The 19,853-nt window shown below is 59.5% G+C and carries 20 protein-coding genes; 5 read left to right on the top strand and 15 right to left on the bottom strand.

The window, feature by feature from the left end; genetic code table 11:
* Nucleotides 1-64 precede the first annotated feature (64 nt).
* Both ACE1BR_RS11260 and ACE1BR_RS11255 read left to right on the top strand, forming a co-directional pair.
* Nucleotides 65-1,003, top strand: coding sequence for a LysR family transcriptional regulator (locus ACE1BR_RS11260; RefSeq protein WP_374870282.1), 939 nt, complete (start codon nt 65-67; stop codon nt 1,001-1,003).
* 275 nt (nt 1,004-1,278) lie between these two features.
* The gene (locus ACE1BR_RS11255; RefSeq protein WP_374870280.1) at nt 1,279-1,755 is read left to right on the top strand and encodes a YMGG-like glycine zipper-containing protein; all 477 of its coding nucleotides are present in this window, start codon (nt 1,279-1,281) and stop codon (nt 1,753-1,755) included.
* Between the two features lie 66 nt (nt 1,756-1,821).
* Here the strand turns inward: ACE1BR_RS11255 and ACE1BR_RS11250 are convergent, their stop codons facing one another.
* From ACE1BR_RS11250 to ACE1BR_RS11230, 5 genes are all read right to left on the bottom strand, one after another.
* Nucleotides 1,822-2,778 carry a D-2-hydroxyacid dehydrogenase gene (locus ACE1BR_RS11250; RefSeq protein ID WP_374870278.1) on the bottom strand — a complete coding sequence of 319 codons (957 nt, stop codon included), beginning with the start codon at nt 2,776-2,778 and terminating at the stop codon, nt 1,822-1,824.
* Between the two features lie 134 nt (nt 2,779-2,912).
* Entirely contained in the window at nt 2,913-3,677 is a 765-nt protein-coding gene (locus tag ACE1BR_RS11245) for a DUF3530 family protein (RefSeq protein ID WP_374870276.1), read from the bottom strand.
* Between the two features lie 134 nt (nt 3,678-3,811).
* Nucleotides 3,812-4,378 carry an elongation factor P gene (gene efp / locus ACE1BR_RS11240; RefSeq protein ID WP_033137526.1) on the bottom strand — a complete coding sequence of 189 codons (567 nt, stop codon included), beginning with the start codon at nt 4,376-4,378 and terminating at the stop codon, nt 3,812-3,814.
* Between the two features lie 45 nt (nt 4,379-4,423).
* Complete coding sequence (gene earP / locus ACE1BR_RS11235) at nt 4,424-5,632, bottom strand: elongation factor P maturation arginine rhamnosyltransferase EarP (RefSeq protein ID WP_374870274.1); 1,209 nt, start codon at nt 5,630-5,632, stop codon at nt 4,424-4,426.
* A 200-nt stretch (nt 5,633-5,832) separates the two neighbouring features.
* Nucleotides 5,833-6,876 (bottom strand): GMP reductase, encoded by a 1,044-nt coding sequence (locus ACE1BR_RS11230; RefSeq protein ID WP_374870272.1) that lies wholly within the window; start codon nt 6,874-6,876, stop codon nt 5,833-5,835.
* 395 nt (nt 6,877-7,271) lie between these two features.
* On the opposite strand from ACE1BR_RS11230, the gene ACE1BR_RS11225 reads away from it, so the two are divergent.
* Entirely contained in the window at nt 7,272-7,766 is a 495-nt protein-coding gene (locus tag ACE1BR_RS11225; protein ID WP_374870270.1) for an ATP-dependent zinc protease, read from the top strand.
* A 38-nt stretch (nt 7,767-7,804) separates the two neighbouring features.
* Here the strand turns inward: ACE1BR_RS11225 and ACE1BR_RS11220 are convergent, their stop codons facing one another.
* The 7 genes from ACE1BR_RS11220 to ACE1BR_RS11190 form a co-directional block, all read right to left on the bottom strand.
* Nucleotides 7,805-9,241, bottom strand: coding sequence for an ATP-binding protein (locus ACE1BR_RS11220; RefSeq protein ID WP_374870268.1), 1,437 nt, complete (start codon nt 9,239-9,241; stop codon nt 7,805-7,807).
* Entirely contained in the window at nt 9,238-9,924 is a 687-nt protein-coding gene (locus ACE1BR_RS11215) for a response regulator (protein ID WP_268016749.1), read from the bottom strand. The genes ACE1BR_RS11220 and ACE1BR_RS11215 overlap by 4 nt, the downstream gene beginning before the upstream one ends.
* Nucleotides 9,925-10,007: 83 nt before the next feature.
* The gene (locus tag ACE1BR_RS11210) at nt 10,008-10,640 is read right to left on the bottom strand and encodes a tetratricopeptide repeat protein (protein WP_374870265.1); all 633 of its coding nucleotides are present in this window, start codon (nt 10,638-10,640) and stop codon (nt 10,008-10,010) included.
* A gap of 1 nt (nt 10,641) precedes the next feature.
* Complete coding sequence (locus tag ACE1BR_RS11205; protein WP_374870263.1) at nt 10,642-11,511, bottom strand: SDR family oxidoreductase; 870 nt, start codon at nt 11,509-11,511, stop codon at nt 10,642-10,644.
* 22 nt (nt 11,512-11,533) lie between these two features.
* A complete protein-coding gene (locus tag ACE1BR_RS11200; RefSeq protein ID WP_374870261.1) occupies nt 11,534-12,187 on the bottom strand; it encodes a TenA family transcriptional regulator in 654 nt (217 codons plus the stop codon).
* On the bottom strand, nt 12,184-13,650 hold the full coding sequence (locus tag ACE1BR_RS11195) for an AMP-dependent synthetase/ligase (protein WP_374870259.1): 1,467 nt from the start codon (nt 13,648-13,650) through the stop codon (nt 12,184-12,186). Before ACE1BR_RS11195 ends, ACE1BR_RS11200 begins: the two co-directional genes overlap by 4 nt.
* Nucleotides 13,647-14,318, bottom strand: a complete 672-nt coding sequence (locus tag ACE1BR_RS11190; RefSeq protein WP_374870257.1) for a thermostable hemolysin — start codon at nt 14,316-14,318, stop codon at nt 13,647-13,649. The genes ACE1BR_RS11195 and ACE1BR_RS11190 overlap by 4 nt, the downstream gene beginning before the upstream one ends.
* A 170-nt stretch (nt 14,319-14,488) precedes the next feature.
* Here ACE1BR_RS11190 and ACE1BR_RS11185 point away from each other — a divergent pair, with 170 nt between their 5' ends.
* Nucleotides 14,489-15,136, top strand: coding sequence for a class I SAM-dependent methyltransferase (locus tag ACE1BR_RS11185; RefSeq protein WP_374870255.1), 648 nt, complete (start codon nt 14,489-14,491; stop codon nt 15,134-15,136).
* A gap of 62 nt (nt 15,137-15,198) precedes the next feature.
* Here the strand turns inward: ACE1BR_RS11185 and ACE1BR_RS11180 are convergent, their stop codons facing one another.
* The 3 genes from ACE1BR_RS11180 to ACE1BR_RS11170 all read right to left on the bottom strand — a co-directional run bounded on the left by ACE1BR_RS11180 (nt 15,199) and on the right by ACE1BR_RS11170 (nt 19,106).
* On the bottom strand, nt 15,199-16,554 hold the full coding sequence (locus ACE1BR_RS11180; protein WP_374870253.1) for an NAD(P)/FAD-dependent oxidoreductase: 1,356 nt from the start codon (nt 16,552-16,554) through the stop codon (nt 15,199-15,201).
* Between the two features lie 204 nt (nt 16,555-16,758).
* On the bottom strand, nt 16,759-18,150 hold the full coding sequence (locus ACE1BR_RS11175) for an NAD(P)/FAD-dependent oxidoreductase (RefSeq protein WP_374870251.1): 1,392 nt from the start codon (nt 18,148-18,150) through the stop codon (nt 16,759-16,761).
* Between the two features lie 14 nt (nt 18,151-18,164).
* A complete protein-coding gene (locus tag ACE1BR_RS11170) occupies nt 18,165-19,106 on the bottom strand; it encodes an ABC transporter six-transmembrane domain-containing protein (RefSeq protein WP_374870249.1) in 942 nt (313 codons plus the stop codon).
* 107 nt (nt 19,107-19,213) lie between these two features.
* On the opposite strand from ACE1BR_RS11170, the gene ACE1BR_RS11165 reads away from it, so the two are divergent.
* Nucleotides 19,214-19,804 (top strand): TetR/AcrR family transcriptional regulator, encoded by a 591-nt coding sequence (locus ACE1BR_RS11165; protein ID WP_374870247.1) that lies wholly within the window; start codon nt 19,214-19,216, stop codon nt 19,802-19,804.
* The last annotated feature ends 49 nt before the right edge of the window (nt 19,805-19,853 follow it).

Raw genomic sequence — 19,853 nt, 5'->3', positions numbered from 1 at the left:
GAATTTATAACTGGATAAGAAAGGGTTATGCTGCTGCAAACGTTTTTCTCCGGTTGTTGCTTCCATGTCCGAACCCTGGCGTCGTCTGCCTGCGCTCTCTCTCAAACAGATCCAGTATTTTGTCACCCTGGCCCAACTGCGCCACTTCACCGAAACGGCTAACCAGATGGCCATCAGCCAGCCTGCCCTGAGCAGCGCTCTGCGCCAGATCGAATCTGTGCTTGGCGGTAAATTGTTTCACCGCACCGCGCAGGCGGTCACCCTGACCGAACAGGGGGAGGCGATCCTGCCCCATGCCCAAGGGCTGCTCAATGTGGCCCACGCCGCTTTTGCCGACATGCAGCAGGTGATGGCAGAAGGGGGCGATGGCACCTTGCGTATCGGCTTGATCCCGTCGGTCTGCGCATTAATGTTCCCGCTGGCGGCGGCTCGTCTGCAGCAGCAGTTTCCCGGGTTGCGGGTCGAGTTTCAGGATCATACCAACGACGGCCTGTTGCAGGCGCTGGCCGAGGGGGCGCTGGATGCGGGGATCGGGGTGCCGGAGGGCACGCTGCAGGATGCGCTCGAGGTGACTCCGCTGCTGGACGATGCGCTGGTGGCGGTGATCAACCGGCAGGATCCGCTGGCTGCGGAGGAGACCATCAGTTGGCAGGAGCTGACCCGCCGTGACATTGCCCTGTTTGCCAGAGGCAATGTCAGCCGACAGGTCAACGGGCTGGCCCAGAGCCAGCAGCCCGGGCTCAAGCCCAGATACACCACAGATTACGTCGAGACGCTTTACGGCCTGGTGCGCTCGGGGCTGGCGGTTGCCATTCTGCCCAGACTCTATACGGCAAACCAGTGCGATCCCCAGCTGAAAGTCGTGGCGCTGCACGAACCGGTGCTGAGCCGCACCCTGGCCCTGATGTGGGCGAAGGGGCTCTCCCGCTCAGCTCGTATTGATGAGGGGCGAGCGCTGCTGCGCACGACCATCATCGAACAATTGGCCAGCCAGAGTTTGTGATGTTTTGGCGCCAGAACCTGTGCTGGTGACAGGAGCTGTCCGATCGCCAGCAGTCGGGCTGGCGCTGCGACAGCCTCCCGGCCTTGCCAAGCGCTGTCCCATTTCTGTGGCATGAAATTTTTCCTGTTGTTATTCAAGTAATTGAATTCAATCTCTCGGGTCATTCCTGATGCCGGGCTTCAAGCGAAGAGTTAGCCGCCGTTCGTACCCCACTGGTTTGCTGCCTGCCGGTTTGTATAGTGCGGGGGAATTAATCAGGTTTGACAGGAGTATCCATGGAGATGAATACGCGTGGCATCGGCGCTCTGGCTCTGCTGGGTGCGTTATTGCTGGGCAGCACGGCGGCCCACGGCTCGGAGACCCTCAACACCATTCTCGGTGGGGGGGCAGGCGGTGTAGCGGGCACCATGATCGGCAAGGAGCTGGGTGGTGATACCGGTGCGCTGGTGGGAGCTGCGTTGGGCGGCGCAGCTGGTGGTGCGGCGACGGCCAACAAGGGCAACAAGAATGAAGCGGCGCTCGGTGGGGCCGTGGGGGCGCTGGGCGGCGCTGCCATCGGCAAGAGTGTCGGTGGCGATACCGGCCAATTGATCGGCGCCGGGGTCGGCGGGGCGAGTGGTTCGGCCATCGGTGCCAAGACCGGCGATGGCCACCAGAGCCAGGATCGCTATTACGATGATGACTACCACTATCACAAGCACCACAAAAAGCACAAGAAGCATAAAAAGCACAGATGGCACGACGACGATTGATCGCCATCTTTCGTGAATGCCGGAGATGAAAAAACGGGGCCTGTGGGCCCCGTTTTGCATCTTTGCTCAGACTAGCCGGTGCTGGCGGCGACCGGCGGCAAAGGCGTTGATGTTGTCGATCAGCTGGTCGGCCAGCCGCTGCATCGACTCCTCGCTGGCCCAGGCCACATGCGGGGTCAGAATGAAGTGGGGATATTGCAGCGCCTGCATCAAGGGATGGTCGGGGGGCGGCGGTTCAACGCTCGCCACATCGAAACCGGCACCGCCGAGGCTGCCGTTGGCCAGCGCCCGCAGCAGCGCCTCTTCATCCACCAGACCGCCACGGCCGACGTTAATCAGCAGGGCGCCCGGTTTCATCAAGCCCAGCTCCCGCTCGCCAATCAGGTTGCGGGTGTAGGGGGTGAGCGGGCAGTGCAGGCTGATCACATCCGAGCTTTGCAGCAGCTCGTCGAGCGGCAGCCGATCCTCGTCGTGGTTGGCACCGATCTGGCTCTGGGCGTAATGCACCGTCATCCCCATCCCCTTGGCCCGTTCGCCAAGCGCTTGACCGAGGGTCCCCTTGCCGATGATGCCAAGCTGCTTGCCGTGCAGATCCATGATGTTGTGGTCGAAGAAGCAGAACTGGCCGCTCTGTTGCCAGCGCCCCTCCAGCAGCGACTGGCGCCAGCAGAAGAGGTTGCGCGACAGGGCCAGCATCAGCGCCATGGCATGTTCTGGCACCGAGGGGCCCGAGTAGTTGCGGATGTTGCATACCCCGACGTTGGCGGCGCGGCACGCTTCCAGATCCACGTTGTCGCTGCCGGTTGCGGCGAGTGCGATGAGTTTCAGCTCCGGCAGCTGGGCCAGCTCGGCGGCGCCGATGCGCACCTTGTTGATGATGGCGATGCTGGCGTCTTTGAGCCGCTCGATCACCTGTTCCGGGGCCGTGCTGGGATAACTTTGCCAGTGGTGGGGAAAGTCGGGATGATGCAGGGTGATGCCCGCATCCAGAGTATCGCTGTCGAGAAATACGATTTGCTGCATGGTCCTGCCTGCCATTTTTCCGGTGTCGAGGAGCCATGATGCCAAACAGGATGCAGTCAGGGCCAGCTCGCACCTGAGTTATGGCGAGGCTTTATCCGGCAGATGTGACCGTGCGCGCGCTTTGTCGCCTTGTGTTAGAGCCAACCCAGATGGTTGAGCCACCCTTGAATGCGGGCGGGTGTTTCGTCCAGTTCCATCAGGGCGTAAGGGCGGTAATTGAGCTTGTGGCTGCGTCGGCTCTCGCTCAGGCGCGCTTCGGCGGCCAGCAAGGGCCAGCGGCCGCCATCTTCCTGATAGAGGTCGAGGGTCGGAATCGAGGCCTGGGCAACCTCTTTGGCCATGACCTGATTGCTCTGCTGGTTGGGGAAGAAGCCATCGAGCAGCACCAGTGCATCGGGGGCGGGCAGCTGTTCGCTGGCGATGAGATTGGCGGTCCAGGCGGCGCCGGTGCCTTGCGCCAGGATCAGCTTGAAGCCGCCTTCCTGCAGCTTGGCATCGGCCAGCTTGCTGATCCGCTCGGCAAACTGCTTGCGAAACTCATCGCTGTTTTTCTGCTTCTTTTCGGCGGCGGGGTCGAATTCGGTCTGCTGGGGCGAGGGGAGCAGCAGCAGGGTATCAAAGCCCAGCTGACCGAGGGCTCGGGTCAGTTGCCACAGTTGGCCGCTGCGTTGCCAGTCGGGCAGCAAAATGGCCAGCCCCACATAGTTTTCACTGTCGTGTTTGGCAAACAGCACTGTCTGCTTGTCGATCTGGGTGGCATCGGGCACCCCTTTCCAGTCGCTGGCTTGCCAGTGATCGAGGGGCATTGGTTCGGTAACGGGCGGCGCCACTTCGCTCGCCTGCAAGGAGTGGCTTGCCAGCAGGGTCAATAACAGCAGTGATAAGGATAATCTGGCCATAGTGTGCTCCCCCGGTTATCTGGGTTAGCGGCGGCGGTGGGATTTTCTGAAGGCGGGCGGTGTGATGGCGGTGTGCAGGCAATAAAAAAGCGAGCCGATGGCTCGCTTTTTTGTAATCAATTCAAGGCGGTCAATTAGTTGACGCGACGCTTGAATTCGCCGGTGCGGCTGTCGATTTCGATCTTGTCACCGATCTCTACGAAAGCGGCAACAGCCAGCTCGTAGGTAGTGCCTTTCAGACGGGCAGGCTTGGTCACTTTACCGGAGGTGTCGCCACGGGCAGCCGGCTCGGTGTACTCAACTTCACGCACGATGGTGGTCGGCAGTTCTACGGAGATGGCTTTCTCGTTGTAGAAAGTCACTTCGCAGATGTCTTCCATGCCGTCTACCAGGTAGTTCAGCACGTCACCCAGGTTGTCTTTCTCTACGTCGTACTGGTTGTACTCGGTGTCCATAAAGACATACAGGGGATCGGAGAAGTAGGAGTAGGTGCACTCTTTACGTTCCAGCTGAACTACGTCCAGCTTGTCGTCGGCCTTGAAGACGGTCTCGGTAGCGCTGCCGTTCAGCAGGCCCTTCAGCTTCATTTTGACCACGGCGGAGTTACGGCCGGATTTGTTGAATTCAGCCTTCTGAACCACCATCGGCTCGGTGCCGATCATGACTACGTTACCAGCGCGGATTTCCTGTGCGGTTTTCATGTAAAAAATTCCTGTTCGTGAAACGGACGGATAAAAACTGCCAGATTATATACGGCTTTCTAAAAATTTCACCAACCGCGTGACGAGATCCCCGTCCCGCAGCAACTTCTGTGACCAGCTTCGCCCATGTTGCTGCCAAATGGCGCTATATCGGGGCCATTGGGCCCAAAGTTCGCGGCACTCTTTGCCGCAATCGTCACCACGATTGAGGGCCAGATTGAAGTGGCGCAGCCATTGGGCGCAATCGACAGGCAGATCGGCAAGATAGTGGTCGAGGAACTGCTCCAGCTTGACCAGATGAGCATCCTCTTCCTGCTGGTAGATGTGCCAGAGGAAAGGACGGGCTGCCCACTGGGCTCGCACGAAGGAGTCCTCCCCGCGTACCAGATTGAGATCGCAGCTCCACAGCAGCCGATCGTAACCGGCCTGATCGGTCATCGGTAGCAGCTTGATGGTGAGGTTGCCCGAGTGGAGCAGATCCCCCGCCTTGGCGGTGGTGATGGCGCCTTCAAGGCTTGCGCCGCGCAGCACATCCTGTAGCGAGCGCCCCAGCGGCAGCAGCAGGGTGACGGGCGTGGCGCTCTGGCACCAGCTCTCGACCAGACTGTTCAGCGCATCGCTCTCGTAGGTAAAGAGGCTGACCCGCAGCTCGTGCTCTTGTTTTGGCGACAAACCGAGGCTGGCCCAGTAGGCAGCCAGTCCCGCTTCATCCTGCTGCCACTGTTCCCGTTCGGCGATGAGGCCGTGCTCGCACAAGAGGCCACCGGTTTTAGCGGTAAAACCCGGGAAGAAGAAGTATTTATTGAGGCTCTGGTTGCCTACTCGCTGGGGCGAGGCGAGGGCGTGGCAATCTTCGACCCAGCTCTCCGCCGAGAGGTATTCCAGATTGATCCAGCAGGGGGGCTTGGGTTGGCTCGCCATCCGCTCAATAAAGGGGGCGGGCAGTTCGCAGGCAAAGGCCTCGATCACCACCCTGGCTGGGGTCATGTCAGTTGGCAGGGTCTCATCCCAATGCTGAACATAGATGCCATCGACCCACTGGCCATCCTGCGCCGGGTCGAGCCCGGGGCAGATGCGGGCAAAGCTTGCCAGATCGTCGACCCAGAGCCGCACCTGGACATTATTGCCATGTGCCGCAATCTTCCCCTCCCGTTTTAGCTGACGGGCGAGTCGCCAGGTGACGCCGATGTCACCGAAATTGTCGACGACACAGCAGAAGATGTCCCAGTCAAACGGGGGCAGGGAAGTTGTCATGGCTCGGGGTTCCAGATGCAAAAAAACCGGTGCGCAGGGTAGCACACCGGTTGACTGGCTTCTAACCGTCAGCGCGTGACGGCGGTCTGCGGCAGGTTACTCCTTGCCGTAGACGTTGTTCTCTTGCTCACGCACCCGGATAAAGGTGGTGTGTGCTTTGTTGAGCTCTTTAAGCTGGCGGTAAAGCAGATAAACCAGGTTTACTCCTTGCCGTAGACGTTGTTCTCTTGCTCGCGAACCCGGATAAAGGTGGTGCGCTTGGTCAGCTCTTTCAGCTGGCTGGCACCAACGTAGGTACAGGTGGAGCGCACGCCGCCCAGAATGTCGCGCACCGCGTTCTCGACCGGGCCACGATAGGGCAGCAGCACCATCTTGCCTTCGGAGGCGCGATACTCGGCGACGCCGCCAGCGTGCTTGTCCATGGCGCTGGAGGAGCTCATGCCGTAGAACTTCATGAAGGGCTCGCCGTTCACATCGACGATTTCGCCACCGCACTCCTCGTGGGCTGCCAGCATGCCGCCCAGCATCACGAAGTCGGCGCCGCCACCGAAGGCTTTGGCGACGTCGCCCGGGCAGGTGCAGCCGCCGTCACCGACGATCTGGCCGCCGAGGCCGTGGGCCGCATCGGCACACTCGATGATGGCGGAGAGCTGCGGGTAGCCCACACCGGTCTTGACGCGAGTGGTGCAGACCGAGCCCGGGCCGATGCCGACCTTGACGATGTCGGCGCCGGAGAGGATCAGCTCTTCGACCATCTCGCCGGTCACCACGTTGCCCGCCAGGATGACGTGGTTGGGGCAGGCTTCACGAATTTTGCGCACGAACTCGACGAAGTGCTCGGAGTAGCCGTTGGCCACGTCAACGCAGATGAAGCGCAGCGCTTCGGACATGGCGAGGATCTGGCGGGTCTTGGCGAAGTCATCCGGCGAGGTGCCGGTCGATACCATCACATGGCCCAGAAGGGCCGGATCGGTTTCGTTGACGAAGGTTTGCCACTGCTCAAGGCTGTAGTGTTTGTGGACTGCAGTCATCATCTCGAAGCCAGCCAGGGTTCTGGCCATGGCGAAGCTGCCGACGGTATCCATGTTGGCGGCGATAACGGGAACGCCTTGCCATTGAGTCTGGGTGTGCTTGAAGGTGAACTGACGGGTCAGGCTGACTTGGGAACGGCTCTTGAGAGTAGAGCGCTTGGGGCGGAACAGGACATCCTTGAAACCGAGCTTCAAGTCTTCTTCGATACGCATTACAAATTCCTTATTGAGCCTTGTTGAAAGTCACTTTTGCAGTGGCAAATTTTCGGCAGGCGCAAAAAAACCGGTGGTTTTCAGGCCCTCCGGTTTACAACAGTGTAGGCAAAAATCCCTTCAGAACAAGACTGATAATTCACTCATTATTGTGGTAGCCTTTGGCGTCACAACCTGAGGTTGACCACAAGCTTCATCCAGCACCTTATCTTGCCTCCCGTTTACCTCTTTTCTCCCTGCTTTCAACCCTATGCAATCGGCGTTGCAGCTGCCACCGACTGTCGTCTGCCGTTGCGGTTTGCCGGGCAGGTTGCGGCTGGTCACCACAAATCGGGTTGACCCCCGGGGTGGCTGTGATAGATCTGGGCGCAATATCGACAATGCGAGAGATCGTGATGGGTAAAAGATTGTTGAGTGCCGCCATCCTGTGGGGGCTCTGTGGCAGCGCACTGGCGGCAACACCGACCAGCTATGGCTGGGTCGAGAAGGGACTCATCATGCCGATCGGTGTGGCGGTGAAGATGAAACTCGATACCGGTGCGCTCACCTCCTCTCTTGATGCGCGCTCCCTCGTCCACTTCAAACGGGATGGCAAACCCTGGGTGCGCTTCATGCTGGATGTGACTGACGCCGACAGCGGTGAGCGGGTCAAACAGCAGTTCGAGCGTCCGGTGGAGCAGAGCGTGACCATCCGCGGCGCCGGTGGCATGGAGCAGCGGCCGACCGTCACCATGTCCATCTGTCTGGGGGACAAGGTGTACGAGGAGTGGTTCACCCTGCGGGATCGCAGCGACATGATCTATCCGGTGCTGCTTGGCCGCCGCCTGCTGGCGGATCTTGGCCCGGTGGATGCCAGCCGAACCTTTACCGTGCAGCCAAATTGTCATTGATAGCAAACAGCCCGCATCGCGGGCTGTTTGCTTATTGCTTATCTTGCCGGAGGTAGGGGGAGGAACACGCTCACTTCCAGCCCCCCTTCCGGCCGGTTGTGGACATCAAGCTCGGCGCCGTGCAGCTGGGCGATGCGCGAGACAATCGCCATGCCAAGGCCGACGCCATCCCCCTGCTGGGGATTGACCCGGAAGAAGCGCTCGCACAGCCGTGACAGCGCAGCGGTCGGAATGCCGGGGCCGTTGTCGCGGATATCAACCCTGACCCTGTGTCCCTCCTGTTGTACATCAACGGAGATCTCGCCCCCGGCCTGGGTGTAGCGCAACGCGTTGTCGATAAGGTTGCTGAACAGCAGATCGAGCAGGGTGCCCTGACCCATCACCATCAGATTTCCTTCCCCCTCGAGCGAGAGCTGTTGATCCTTTTTCAGGGCGATGGGGGCCAGCGTTGCCAACGTGGTTTGCAGCAGCTGGCTCAGGTTGAGCTCGCTCTGCACCACCCCTTGCTGATTGTCGATGCGGGCCTGAGTCAGCAGTTGGCGGATCAGCCGGTCGCTGCGATCGAGGGCTTGCAGCATCTTGTGCATCGACTGCTGGCGACTCTCCTCATCCTCGGCACTCAGGGCATTTTCACTGTGGATCCGCAGCACCGCCAGCGGGGTGCGCAGTTCGTGGGCTGCCTCGTTGGTGAACTGCTTCTCCCGCTCGATGGTTTCGGCCAGCGCATGCATCAGGCGGTTGATCTCGTTGGTGAGCGGAGTCAGCTCGTGGGCGCTGGTCTTGAGGTTGAGCGGGCTCAGGTTGGCGGGGTGGCGCTCGCTGATCGCTTGTGCCAGCAGGCGCAGGGGCGCCAGACCGCGGGTGATGAGCCACCAGAGCAGCACCAGCAGAAAGGGAAGGGTCAGCAACAGGGGGAGCATGGTGAGGCCGGCCATCTTGCTGGCCAGCTCGTTACGCTCGTCATCCCGCTCGGCCACCACCAGCCAGGTATGGCCATCGTCATTGTAGAGAGTGAAGGTGCGCCACTGGTGGCGATCCTTCTCTACCGTGCTGAAACCGCGGGCCAGTTCAACCAGCGGCTGGGCAGGGGCGCTGGGGGAGCGCAGCAGCATCACCCCCTTGTCGTTGAGCAGCTGGAAGTAGAGGTTGCGTTCAAACTCATGACCATAGGGGGTGAGTTCCCGATCCTCGCCGCTCAGATTGAAGCTGGGATCTTTTTGCCACTCGTCCGGGTTGCGCTCCTCCCAATCCTGATAGATGGCGCCATTGGCGGGCAGGGCCCCCTGCTGTGCCAGATAGCGCTCCAGCAGCTGGTCGGTGATACGGGCGGACTGGGCCAGACGCGCATCGAACAGCTCCTCCATCTCGTGGCTCGCCTCCAGATAGCCGATGACGGCGCTGATGGTGAGGCTGAGTCCCACCAGCGTAAGAATGCCGGTGAGCAGAAAGCGGCGGATGGAGCGCGGTTTTTTCATCGGGTGACACTCCGGCTGGCCTGATCAAGCTGGGGAATGATGTAACCGACGCCGCGAATATTGCGGATAAGGTCGCTGTAAAACTTCTTGCGCAGGTGGTGGATGTGTACCTCCACCGCATTGCTCTCAGCCCCCTCGTCCCAGCCGTAGAGGCTCTGCTGCAGCTGCTCCTTGCTCAGCACCCGGCCGCTCTGGCTGATGAGCTCTTGCAGCAGCTTGTATTCGTGGGGGGTGAGCTTGACCGGTTCGCCCCGATAGGTGACCTGCTGCGCCTCGGGGTAGATGAGGATCTCCCCATACTCCAGCACGGCCTGCACCTGCCCCTTGCTGCGGCGCACCAGCGCGCGCAGGCGGGCGTTGAGCTCCTGCAGGGCGAAGGGTTTGACCATGTAGTCGTCGGAGCCAGCATCGAGGCCAACGACCCGATCGTCGAGGGCATCGCGGGCGGTGAGGATCAGTACCGGCAGCTGGTGCCCTTCGCGGCGCAGCTTGCGCAGCAGGCTGAGGCCGTCGATATCGGGCAGGTTGAGGTCCAGAATGAGGGCGGCAAACTCGTCGCTCTTGAGTGCCGTCAGGGCGGGCAACCCCTGTTGCAGCCAGTCCACCGTATAACCGCTGTGGCGCAAGGCATCCTGCATGCCATCACCCAGCATCACATCATCTTCAACCAGCAGGATCCGCATTGTTATTCCCCTTGAAACGACTCTGCCCACCAGTATGCAAGCTGGTGGGCAGAGTTTAAATAGATCTCTGATACGGCAGGACTTTACAGCTTGGCGAGCCGCTCGCGGATCTCCATTTTGCGGCCCTCGTCCGCCACTTCCCGGCCCGGGCGCGCTGGCGCTGCCATCGCCTTGTCGAGATAAGTTTTGGCTTCTGCCTTGCGGCCCTGATCCAGCAGGAAGTCGCCGTAGAAGAAGTTGGGGTCAATGCCGGTCGGGTTGATGGCCAGCGCCTGCTTGAGCAGTTGCTCCGCCTTCTCGTCATCGCCAAAACCGACCGGCCAGCCGGGCACCTGATAGTAGAGCGAACCCAGGCTGGTGTAGGCGGAGCCCTCCAGCGCCTTGGGATCCTGCTTGATGGCCAGCTCCAGCTTGGCCTTGGCCTCTTTCACCAGCCCCAGCGCCCCCAGTCCGCCCTTGGCGCCAGCCCAGGTGCTCTTGACGATGGCCGACCAGATCAGCAAGTCAGTGCGAAAGGGCTCCTTGGCACTGGCCGCTTCGGCTTGGGTGCTCAGGGTTTCGAGGCAGCTCTCTTTCGCCTTGCCGGTCTGTTGATACTGGCAGACGGCCCACTGTTGCTGAATGGGGGCAAGAGCATCATCCGCGGCCATGACACTGGATGAGCCAAGCAGAATGGCGATGGCACATGAGGTGACAGATTTAAGCGCAAAGGTCATATCAAAGTTCCTTTTTGGTCGGGATTGGGCGAGACAATACCGGTTGCGGCTGAGCACCTACGCCGGGTTCTGCCGTCCTGGCTTGAAGATGACGGGCATAACGTTCGATGACCGGGAGCTGTTTGGCCAGCGCCTTGTCAACGATAGCTGGCAACAGGGCGTTGAGCTGCACGAATAGCTTCTCCGGCCAGCCAAGCCAGCTGCGGCGGGTCTCGTTGCACAGGGCGATGACCGCCTCTTCGGCGACTTCCTGCGGACTGTCGGTCTGGGTGCCCAGCTCGGCATTCATTTCGTAGGCGGCTTCAGAGTTGAGTTTGGTACGGGTGGCGCGGGGAGCAAAGTGGAGCACCTTGATACCGCTCCCTTCCAGCTCCCGCCCCAGCGCCTCGCTAAAGCCGCGCAGGGCAAATTTGCTGGCGCAGTAAACGCTGTAGCCGGGGTAGCCGATGCTGCCAAAACTGGAGCCCATGTTCATGATGATCCCCGGTTTGCGCATGGTGGGCAGCAGGGCGCGGGTCAACTGGATCGGTGCCTCGATATTGAGCAGCAGCTGGCGTTCTACCTGTTCCGCGCTCTGATCTTCCAGCCAGGCAAACTGGTTGCAGCCTGCGTTGTTGATCAGGATGTCGAGTCCATCCTCCAGCGCGGGGTGTTGCAACAGCTTGGCTCGCTCATGGGCAACGCCAAGATCGGCGATCACCACCTGATGGCGCTCGGGGTGTGGCAATGCCTTGCAGAGCCGATCCAGCGCTGGGCCACGGCGACCATGCAGTAGCAGATGGGCCCCCTGAGCGGCCAGCTCCTGGGCAAGCTCTTCGCCTATGCCGCCGCTGGCACCGGTGAGCAGCACCTTTTTTCCTTCAAGCTTCATGATGCGAACTCCTTCTCTTGGCTCACGGGGTGGCGGTGAGGTTGTAGAGCATCTCGCCATAGAGGCGATAAACCACCTTGGTAGAGTGGATGATGGCGGCTTGATCCGCCGGGCTCTCGACCCGATCCATCAGGGATTCAAAGAACTTGAGGTGCTCCTGGTCCAGGGTGCCGTGGGAACTCAGATAGCTCATCGCTTGTGGGGGCAGGCCGAGGCCGCTTTTCAGCTGGTCAGCCACGGTCAGCGCAATGGCCACGCTGGTGCCTTCCAGTACCTGTACCATGCCGAAAAAGCCCATAGGATTGCCGCGCTGGATCTGGTCATAGAGGAAGGCGACCATCAGTTCGATGGGCAGACCGGGCTGGCCGTGACGCACCGCCTCGGCATCGCCGCCACAGGCGCGGATGTCGTTGAGGATCCACTCCTGATGGCCATACTCCTCGTCGATGTACTCGGCAAGGGCGCCACGCACCCACTCGTACTCCTGACCCAGCTTGCCGCCGGTTGCCATCAGCAGTGGGACTGTGTGGCGCACGTGGTAGTAGGCCTGCGCCAGAAAGGCGAGATAGGTATCGCGGCTGATATCCCCACGGCGGCAGGCTTCGATGATGGGCGCATTGAAGAGGTGTTCGCGCTCCTGGGCGGTGGCTTGTTGCAGAGTCTGATAGAAGCTCATGAGAATTCTCCTGTAAGGCATTGGCTGATCTGCTGGAAAAAGTGTTGGTAAATCTCGTTGCGGCGTGGGCGGCCATTGGCAGTCAGCAGCCCGGGGTGTTGATCCAGGGCGACCGGCAGCCAGTGGTGCAGCCGTGCATAATCGGGCAGTCGCTGGTTCAAGCCTTCGATCTGGCGTGGCAGATCCGCCTCTTTCCCCGGCAGGGGCTGGATCAGCGCCACATTGGCCGGTTGTCCATCGCCAAAGACCACGATGCGGGCGATGGCAGGGCAGAGTTGAGCCTCGGCTTCCACCCATTCTGGTGAAAAGTTGCGGCCAAACGCGGTGATCTGGACGTTTTTCTTGCGCCCGGTGATGTGGAGATAGCCCTCTTCATCGAGATGGCCGAGGTCGCCGGTGGCAATCTGGTCTGGCTTGGGTTCATCGCTACCCAGATAACCCAGCATCGGATTACCGCACACCATGACTTCACCATCATCGGCAATGGAGACCTGACAGTGAGACAGAGGGCGGCCAACACTACCCGGCTTGTCTGCATCCAGGCTGTTGAGCGCGACAACGGAGCCGCACTCCGAGAGGCCATACCCTTCATAAACCGGCAAGCCAAGCTGGCGAGCATGGGCGATAAGGTCGGGTGCCACCTTGCCGCCACCCACGGCGATAAAACGCAGCCCCTGAAGTTGCTGGAGCAGTGTCGGCGTGTTGGCACACAGGGCCAGCAGCAAACGCAGCAGTTCGGGCACCAGCACCAGGCTGTGGGTTGGCCAGCGCAGCAGTGCTTCCCCCAGCATGGCCGGATTGAGTGAGCTGGAGCCGGTGAAGCCAAGCTCCCCCAATGACGGGATGCGGCTGCAGGCTCCGGTCAGCAGCGGTACATAGAGGCCGGTAATGTTCTCGAGCAGAGTGGCCAGTGGCAGCAGGGTGAGATGCTTTTCCACCAGCGCCGGAGCGACCCGCTCGGCCAGCGCCCCGCTCACTGCCATCATCTGAGCCAATGAGAGGCAAACGCCCTTGGGCTGACCTGTCGTCCCCGAGGTATAGGTGATTTTGGCCGTGCCCTTGGGCAGTTGCGGACGGCTGGTCGGAGTATGGCGCCACAGCGGCAGCTCGCCGCTGACCAGCACGAGGGGCTTTGCGGCATGCCATCCCTGATGGTGTGGCCCCACCAGCGCATCGGCACCACTGCTCTCCAGCAGCCACTCTTGTTGCGCCAGACTAAAAAAGTGGGGGACTGGGATGACCACAATTCCCGCCTTGCTACAGGCCAGATCCATCAGTGCCCAGGGCAGGCCGTTATCCAGTTGCAGGGCCAGACGGCTGATCCCTGCCTGCTCCAGCTGATTGGCCAAGTGTTGAATTTGTTGCCACAGGGTCTGGTAATCCAGCACCTGATGGCTGTCGCGCAGTGCCGCTTGTTGTGGCATCTGGCTGGCGTGTTTGGCGATAACGTCGAACAGGTTCATTGAGCGCACCTTTGGTCGCTATTGATGCAAACATGGCTAACAAGGGTTGGCATCGGTGCCAGCAGGTTGAGCAGCAGGCTGTTTTGGGCAAGCACTGCACGCCCCTGATTGATATCGCCCACCATCACCTTGGGCTGACAGCGGTAGTATTCGCCCCAGGCTGCGGCGTCTTCACCCACCTGATGAGCCTCTGCGAGAGCCAGCTCCACCGGATTCAGGCGCAGACGGGTGAAGCTGTTACGCAGTTTGGCGGTACCGGTGAAGACCACATAGTCGAGGGCGTTGTCACACAGCAGACGGCAGAGGGCGGCAAACATCAGGCGGGCATTACCCGGCTCGCTGCAGGCCAGATTGCCCACTTCGATGATGCGCTGGCGCGGTGGGCAGACCCCTAGACGGGTCTCTATGGCCGCCTCGATGGGCTGCTCCAGATACTGTTCAAGATAGAGTCGGTTTTCACCGTTGTGAGAACCGGCATGATTAAGGCCGCAGGCACCGACCAGCACCCCATCGGCGCGATAGAGCCCCAGCAAACAGGGTAGAAAATGAGGGATGCGGGCGTTGAACTCCAGGGTATAGGCATCCTGGATATAAGCTTGCAGCGCCATGACCTGCTGCTCGGATTCGGCCAGGATCAACCGGTAGGGGGCTTGGATCTCGCTGGTCATGGGTGGCTCCTTCTCTTTTGATGGGTTTAGAGTAAAAGGGCAAAATTAAGAAACCCTTAAGGAGCAAAAAAAGATGCGGTAAATCAGGCGGGCTGTACCGGGTTGAAAAACTGTTGCCAGCGACCGGTATGGCAGGCAATCTGCGCGGCTGTCACTCTTGAGGAGCCACCATGTCATCTACCCTCTGCTGTCCCCTGTGCATCAGTGAGCATGCCAAATCTTTGCCGGTGGCAGGCAAGCACTATTACCGCTGTCTCGACTGCGAGCTGGTCTGGCTGGATCGCGCTGATTATCTGGATGAGGCGGCGGAGAAGGCGGTGTACGACGGTCACGACAACCGGGTGGATGATCCCCGTTATCGCACTTTTCTGATGCGGGCCTTTGGCGAGGTGCTGGCGCGGGTGCCACTACCTGCATGCGGCCTCGATTTTGGCTGCGGCCCGGGGCCGGCACTTATCGCCATGGCCACAGAGGCGGGTTACCAGATGGCGGGGTATGACAAGTTCTATGCCGATTTTCCCGAGTTGCTGACACGCCAGTACGACTTCATCACCAGCACTGAAGTGATCGAGCACATTGCCGAACCGCGCGCCGTGCTGAACAAACTTTGGGATTGCCTGAAGCCGGGTGGCGTGCTGGTGTTGCAGACCCAGCGGGTGCTCGGTGACGAGCGGTTTAAAAACTGGCGCTATCGCCACGACCCGACCCATATCGTCTTCTTTGCCGAGGCGTCGTTTCAGGTGTTGGCCGCCCGCTGGCAGGCCGAGCTCAGCTTCCCCCACGCCGATGTGGCGGTATTGCAAAAAGGCACGCCCTGAGGCGTGCCTGTTGATGAATGCTTTTAGGAAGTAGTTAAATGCCCTGCATTTAACGTTATCAGTTATTTATCCAGCATGATGCTCAACAATCTGTCATCTTGCTTGTTGTAGAGCTTGGAGACTAGTTCGCCAAACAAGAAGGCAACGTTAACGCCCTGTCCGCCGTTATATCCAAGGGCATAATAAATATTCTGATTCGTACCGGTGACGCCGATCATTTCATTCTTGGTTGTGGTTTCTGCAATGATCCCGTCCCAGGTTTTTTCAATTTTTATCCCTTTTATTGATGGATAGAGCTCACCAATACGCTTGGAGATTTGAGCTTCAATCTTTTTCAAATCACCGGGGTACTGCAGGTCATCCCCCTTATTGTATTCGACGCTACCACCACCAATAATAATGCGATGGTCAGCGGTCATGACCATGTGGTAGGTGGCATCACTGTCCGTTCCTGCATATTGGTCGTCATACCATGAGATGTTGTTTTTCCAGCCAATGCTGTTGTATTGCTCATCGGTCAGTGGGGCCGTGACTGCCACTTGAGTGTGAGAGGGTTCAATATCATCAGGCTTGAAGCCAAGCGTCTTCCCGGCATAGGCATTGGCTGCAACGACAATACTCTTTGCGGTAACTTCATAGCGTTTGTTATTGACCTTGACTGGCAATGAAATCAGCTTGCCGTCTTCTTCATATTCCAGCACCGGGCTGTTTTCATAGATGACGACCCCGGCATCTTCCGCCAGTTTCTTGAGCGCGGCGACCAGCTTGCCCGGATTGACCATACCGCCATTGGGATCATATACCGCACCGACCAGCTCTGGTGAGCCGAGCATATTCACGGCTTTCTCTTTGCCCCACAATTCAATCGGCATGCCCAGTTTTTTGGCCTGAGCCACATACTCTTTGGCATCATCCAGATTTTCAGGGTTAAAAATCCCCAACGATTGGCCATTGAGTACATACCCTGGGTCAATGCCGGTCGATTCGGCTAACCGCTTAATCCGGTGCATGCTGTTGACGGTGATGTCATAAATTTCTTTATGATTCGGTTTGTGATTGCCCATCACAAAGCCGCCTTCGCTATAGGTTTGCGCCAACACCAGAGCACCATTACGGCCAGATGCGCCATTGCCGACCCGCTTTGCTTCCAAAATAACCACAGTGCTGGCCGGATTGGACTTCTTGATATGGTATGCGGCAGATAATCCCGTATATCCACCGCCGATGACGGCGACATCCACATCAATATCTTTATTGAGGCTGGCGTTTACGTTGGGCAAGAACTGAGCCCAGTAACTCTGATTGTCATCATAAAACCTGGCGATATTTTCCTCGTTGGCGAAGGCGTTGGTAGCGAGAGTGCCACTCAACGCGATCAGCGAAAAAATAGTGCCTTTTAATACCGGAAATGCACGCATGTTGACTCTCCATTGATAGTAAAAAATTCGAGCGAGATTTAGCTAATTCAGTGTCAGCCAGCAATGCAGGCGTCTCTTGTCAAACGTCGGTTGCTGCTGCCAACCCATGCTGCCCGCTCTATCACCCCGCAGTGTGTCGGGCAGCCATGGAAAATGGATGTCAGTGCTGCGGGTCAAACCACCGGTTGGCAGATACATAGCGCGTTATGGCTCCAGATAGCCTCGATCCTGCCAGTGATAGAACATCAGGGTGGACTTGACGCCGATTGACTTGAACGGCTCCGGCGGTAGCCACATCGGCAGACTCTGCTCGGCGTGGTTGAACCAGGGGTGCTCCTTGCCTTGATAGAGGCTGGCCACAATGTCGCCAAACAGGAAGGAGAGGTTGATGCCATGGCCGTTGTAGCCGAGGGCATAGTAGATGTTTTTGTGATCCCCCATCACGCCCACCGCTTCGGTGCTGTCGCCGGTCATGCCGAGTACCCCGTCCCACACCTGTTCAAATTTGATCCCCGTGAGGGCTGGATAGAGGGTCACCAGCTCGGTCATCATCATGGCACTGACCCGGTTGAGGTCTCCCTTGTAGTTGAGGCCGTCGTTGAAGACGTACTCGGCATTGCCGCCGCCGATGACGATGCGGTTATCCGGGGTCAATACCAGATGAAACAGGATGTTGCGGGTGTCATAGAAGGGCATCCGGCTCTGCCACTGGATGGCGTTGAGCTGATCCCGGGTAAGCGGCTCGGTCACGGCGCTTTGGGCGTGCACCGGAAAGACCCGCCCGCTGAAGTAGCCAAGCTTGGAGGTATAGCCGTTGGTCGCCAGCACTATGCTGTCGGCGGTTACTTTGTACTTGTCGGCCACATTGAGCTCGATCTGCTTGTCCTCCTTGATCCCCAGCACCGGGCTCTGCTCATAAATGGTGACGCCCGCCTGCTCCACCGCCTTGCGCAGGGCGTTGACCAGCTTCATGGCGTGAACTTGACCGCCATTGGGGTCGTAGACCGCCCCCACGTAGCGATCGGTGCCGAGTTTTGCCTCTGTGGTATCGGCGTTCCAGTACTGGAGCGGGATGCCGAGACGATTGGCGGTTTTCACATAGTCGCGGTACTCGGGGATATCCTCTTCATCGAGGATCGCCTCCACATAGCCATCAAGCTTGAGGTCGGCCTCAACGCCGGTTGAGGCAACCAGCGCCTGCAGCTTGTGCATGCTGGCGACGGTGAGATCGTAGTGGCGCTTGCTCGCTTCCCCCTCTTCATAGAGGTCCATCACCTCGGAGCCCGGCAACACCATGCCGCCGTTGCGGCCCGAGGCGCCGCTGCCCACCTGTTTGGCTTCGAAGATGGCGATCTTGAGCGACGGGTTGGCTCTGGCCAGATGCCAGGCGCTGGAGAGGCCGCTGTAGCCGCCACCAATGATGGCGATATCGAGTTTCATGTCTTGTGCCAGCGGGGCGCTCTCCTGTGTCGGTTTCTCCTTGAACCAGTAGCTGGTGTTGGGTTCAAAGTCACTCGCTTTGGGGCCGCAGGCCGCGAGGAAAAAACAGCTGATGCACATGGTCAACGCTCGTTGGCAGAGGGTGGTCGGGATCATGGTTTGCTCCGGGTTCAGATAACGGATTCGGTGGCGGTAGCAGTAGCAGGCTGTGTCGTGTTGACCCGGCGCCCTATATCTCGCAGCCGGGCGAGCTGGTCGGCAAGGCCGGGCCCCTCGTCCAGGCTGCTGACAAAATTCCACAGGTAGGTCATCACAGCATAGACATGGCCTGCCGAGACCTGGGGCTGGGCCATCAGCATGGTGATAGCCAGCAGGAACAGCAGGGCGGCGCTGACGCCGACCGCCAGAAAGGCGAGCGCTTCCCGATCCGACACCCGGATGCGGATCCGGGCGAGGATACGGTAGTGACGGGCCAGCCGTATCTGCTCGGCATGAGTCACCAGTTTGACTTCGTGCTCCAGCCGGTCGTTGAGTCGCTCGTGCAGCAGCTGGTTCTTGCGCGAAAAGCCGGGCAGCAGCAGGCCGAACAGCAGTAATACCCCCATGCAGGCGATGCCGACCCAGAACTCGATCACCATCAGCATCACGGCCGCCCCGACGATGGAGATCAGGCTGGTGGCCAGGATCGGGATATGTTTCTCGAAGAAGTCGACAAACTCCCGTGCCAGGGTGACCCGTGCCACTATGGTGGATTGTCCCTCCTGCTGCTGGCGTTGGGTCAGGATCACCGGCACCGCCAGTGCTGCATAGATATGGGTGAAGGTGCGGGTATCGATCGCCCGACGCAGAGCGCCGATCAGCCAGAACAGCAGCACGATGAGGGCATAGCTCGATGCCTGCCACCACAGTCCCTTGACGATGGCGTCGATGGCAAAGCCGGCGAACAGGGGATAGACCACCAGCAGGATGTTTTCGAGGGCCACCAGCGAGAAGGTGCCCGCCAGCTTGAGGGGATTGGCCCGTGCAATCGCCCCCAGCGAACGACCGGCCGAGTGTGGCAACGGCGTGGCCTGCTCGTTGCAACTGGCTGCCGAAGTGGTTGGTGTTGTCATGGGTTATCTCCTAAGATGTCGGAAATGCTCAATTTGAGCAAGTGCTCAAAGTTTGTTTGAGCAGTCGCTCAAAGTCAAGTTAATCGATTGGTATCGCAGGAGGTCAGATGGCACGCCCATCAGCAGAACAGCGCAAAGAGATGATCATCGAGGCCGTACTGGCCCTGTTTCGAGAGAAGGGGATGGCAGCTTCTTCTACCCGTGATGTGGCCGAGCGTACCGGCCTGGCGCGCAGTCACGTCTACCACTACTTCAAAGATTGGAAAGAGCTCTGCCTCTGTGCGGTAGAGCGCTTCAGCTATCAGGAGATCGACGAGCAGCGGGAGTGGTTGTTGCCACTGCCTGCCCGCGAGGCATTGCCGCTATTCGTGCGGGACAACCTGCCGACCAGTCAGGATGCCTCCTGGGCCATCTACCTCGATGCCTGGAACGAGTCGCTGCGCGACCCGGTATTTGCCGAGAGTTACCGCAAAACCATTCAGGCATGGCGCGAGGTGCTGGAGCAGATCCTGCAAAAAGGGATCGACAGTGGCGATTTCATGGCCGGTGATACCGGACGACTGGCGCGCCAGATCACCTCGCTTATCAACGGCTATGCCGATGATCTGATCCTGAAGCCGACCCCGGAGACGGTGGAAGCGACCTATCAGGAGATTATGCTGGTGGTCAATCAGCTGGTTTTGCCCTCAGCCCACTGATAAGCAGTGTTGAGACATAAGAGCGGGGAGGCACGGTAGTGTGGTGCCT

The sequence above is a fragment of the Aeromonas sp. MdU4 genome, from assembly GCF_041929505.1.
Classification (GTDB): domain Bacteria; phylum Pseudomonadota; class Gammaproteobacteria; order Enterobacterales; family Aeromonadaceae; genus Aeromonas.
Note: the sequence above shows the minus strand (reverse complement) of the source record. Positions and strands in the feature narration are given on the sequence as shown.

Coding starts and splice junctions, on each gene's coding strand:
- ACE1BR_RS11180 (WP_374870253.1), bottom strand. CDS start 16,554: ATGCGTGCATTTCCGGTATTAAAAGGCACTATTTTTTCGCTGATCGCG.
- ACE1BR_RS11245 (WP_374870276.1), bottom strand. CDS start 3,677: ATGGCCAGATTATCCTTATCACTGCTGTTATTGACCCTGCTGGCAAGC.
- ACE1BR_RS11225 (WP_374870270.1), top strand. CDS start 7,272: ATGGGTAAAAGATTGTTGAGTGCCGCCATCCTGTGGGGGCTCTGTGGC.
- ACE1BR_RS11170 (WP_374870249.1), bottom strand. CDS start 19,106: ATGACAACACCAACCACTTCGGCAGCCAGTTGCAACGAGCAGGCCACG.
- ACE1BR_RS11255 (WP_374870280.1), top strand. CDS start 1,279: ATGGAGATGAATACGCGTGGCATCGGCGCTCTGGCTCTGCTGGGTGCG.
- ACE1BR_RS11165 (WP_374870247.1), top strand. CDS start 19,214: ATGGCACGCCCATCAGCAGAACAGCGCAAAGAGATGATCATCGAGGCC.
- ACE1BR_RS11185 (WP_374870255.1), top strand. CDS start 14,489: ATGTCATCTACCCTCTGCTGTCCCCTGTGCATCAGTGAGCATGCCAAA.
- ACE1BR_RS11190 (WP_374870257.1), bottom strand. CDS start 14,318: ATGACCAGCGAGATCCAAGCCCCCTACCGGTTGATCCTGGCCGAATCC.
- ACE1BR_RS11215 (WP_268016749.1), bottom strand. CDS start 9,924: ATGCGGATCCTGCTGGTTGAAGATGATGTGATGCTGGGTGATGGCATG.
- efp (WP_033137526.1), bottom strand. CDS start 4,378: ATGAAAACCGCACAGGAAATCCGCGCTGGTAACGTAGTCATGATCGGC.
- ACE1BR_RS11200 (WP_374870261.1), bottom strand. CDS start 12,187: ATGAGCTTCTATCAGACTCTGCAACAAGCCACCGCCCAGGAGCGCGAA.
- earP (WP_374870274.1), bottom strand. CDS start 5,632: ATGACAACTTCCCTGCCCCCGTTTGACTGGGACATCTTCTGCTGTGTC.
- ACE1BR_RS11210 (WP_374870265.1), bottom strand. CDS start 10,640: ATGACCTTTGCGCTTAAATCTGTCACCTCATGTGCCATCGCCATTCTG.
- ACE1BR_RS11195 (WP_374870259.1), bottom strand. CDS start 13,650: ATGAACCTGTTCGACGTTATCGCCAAACACGCCAGCCAGATGCCACAA.
- ACE1BR_RS11260 (WP_374870282.1), top strand. CDS start 65: ATGTCCGAACCCTGGCGTCGTCTGCCTGCGCTCTCTCTCAAACAGATC.
- ACE1BR_RS11250 (WP_374870278.1), bottom strand. CDS start 2,778: ATGCAGCAAATCGTATTTCTCGACAGCGATACTCTGGATGCGGGCATC.
- ACE1BR_RS11205 (WP_374870263.1), bottom strand. CDS start 11,511: ATGAAGCTTGAAGGAAAAAAGGTGCTGCTCACCGGTGCCAGCGGCGGC.
- ACE1BR_RS11220 (WP_374870268.1), bottom strand. CDS start 9,241: ATGAAAAAACCGCGCTCCATCCGCCGCTTTCTGCTCACCGGCATTCTT.
- ACE1BR_RS11175 (WP_374870251.1), bottom strand. CDS start 18,150: ATGATCCCGACCACCCTCTGCCAACGAGCGTTGACCATGTGCATCAGC.
- ACE1BR_RS11230 (WP_374870272.1), bottom strand. CDS start 6,876: ATGCGTATCGAAGAAGACTTGAAGCTCGGTTTCAAGGATGTCCTGTTC.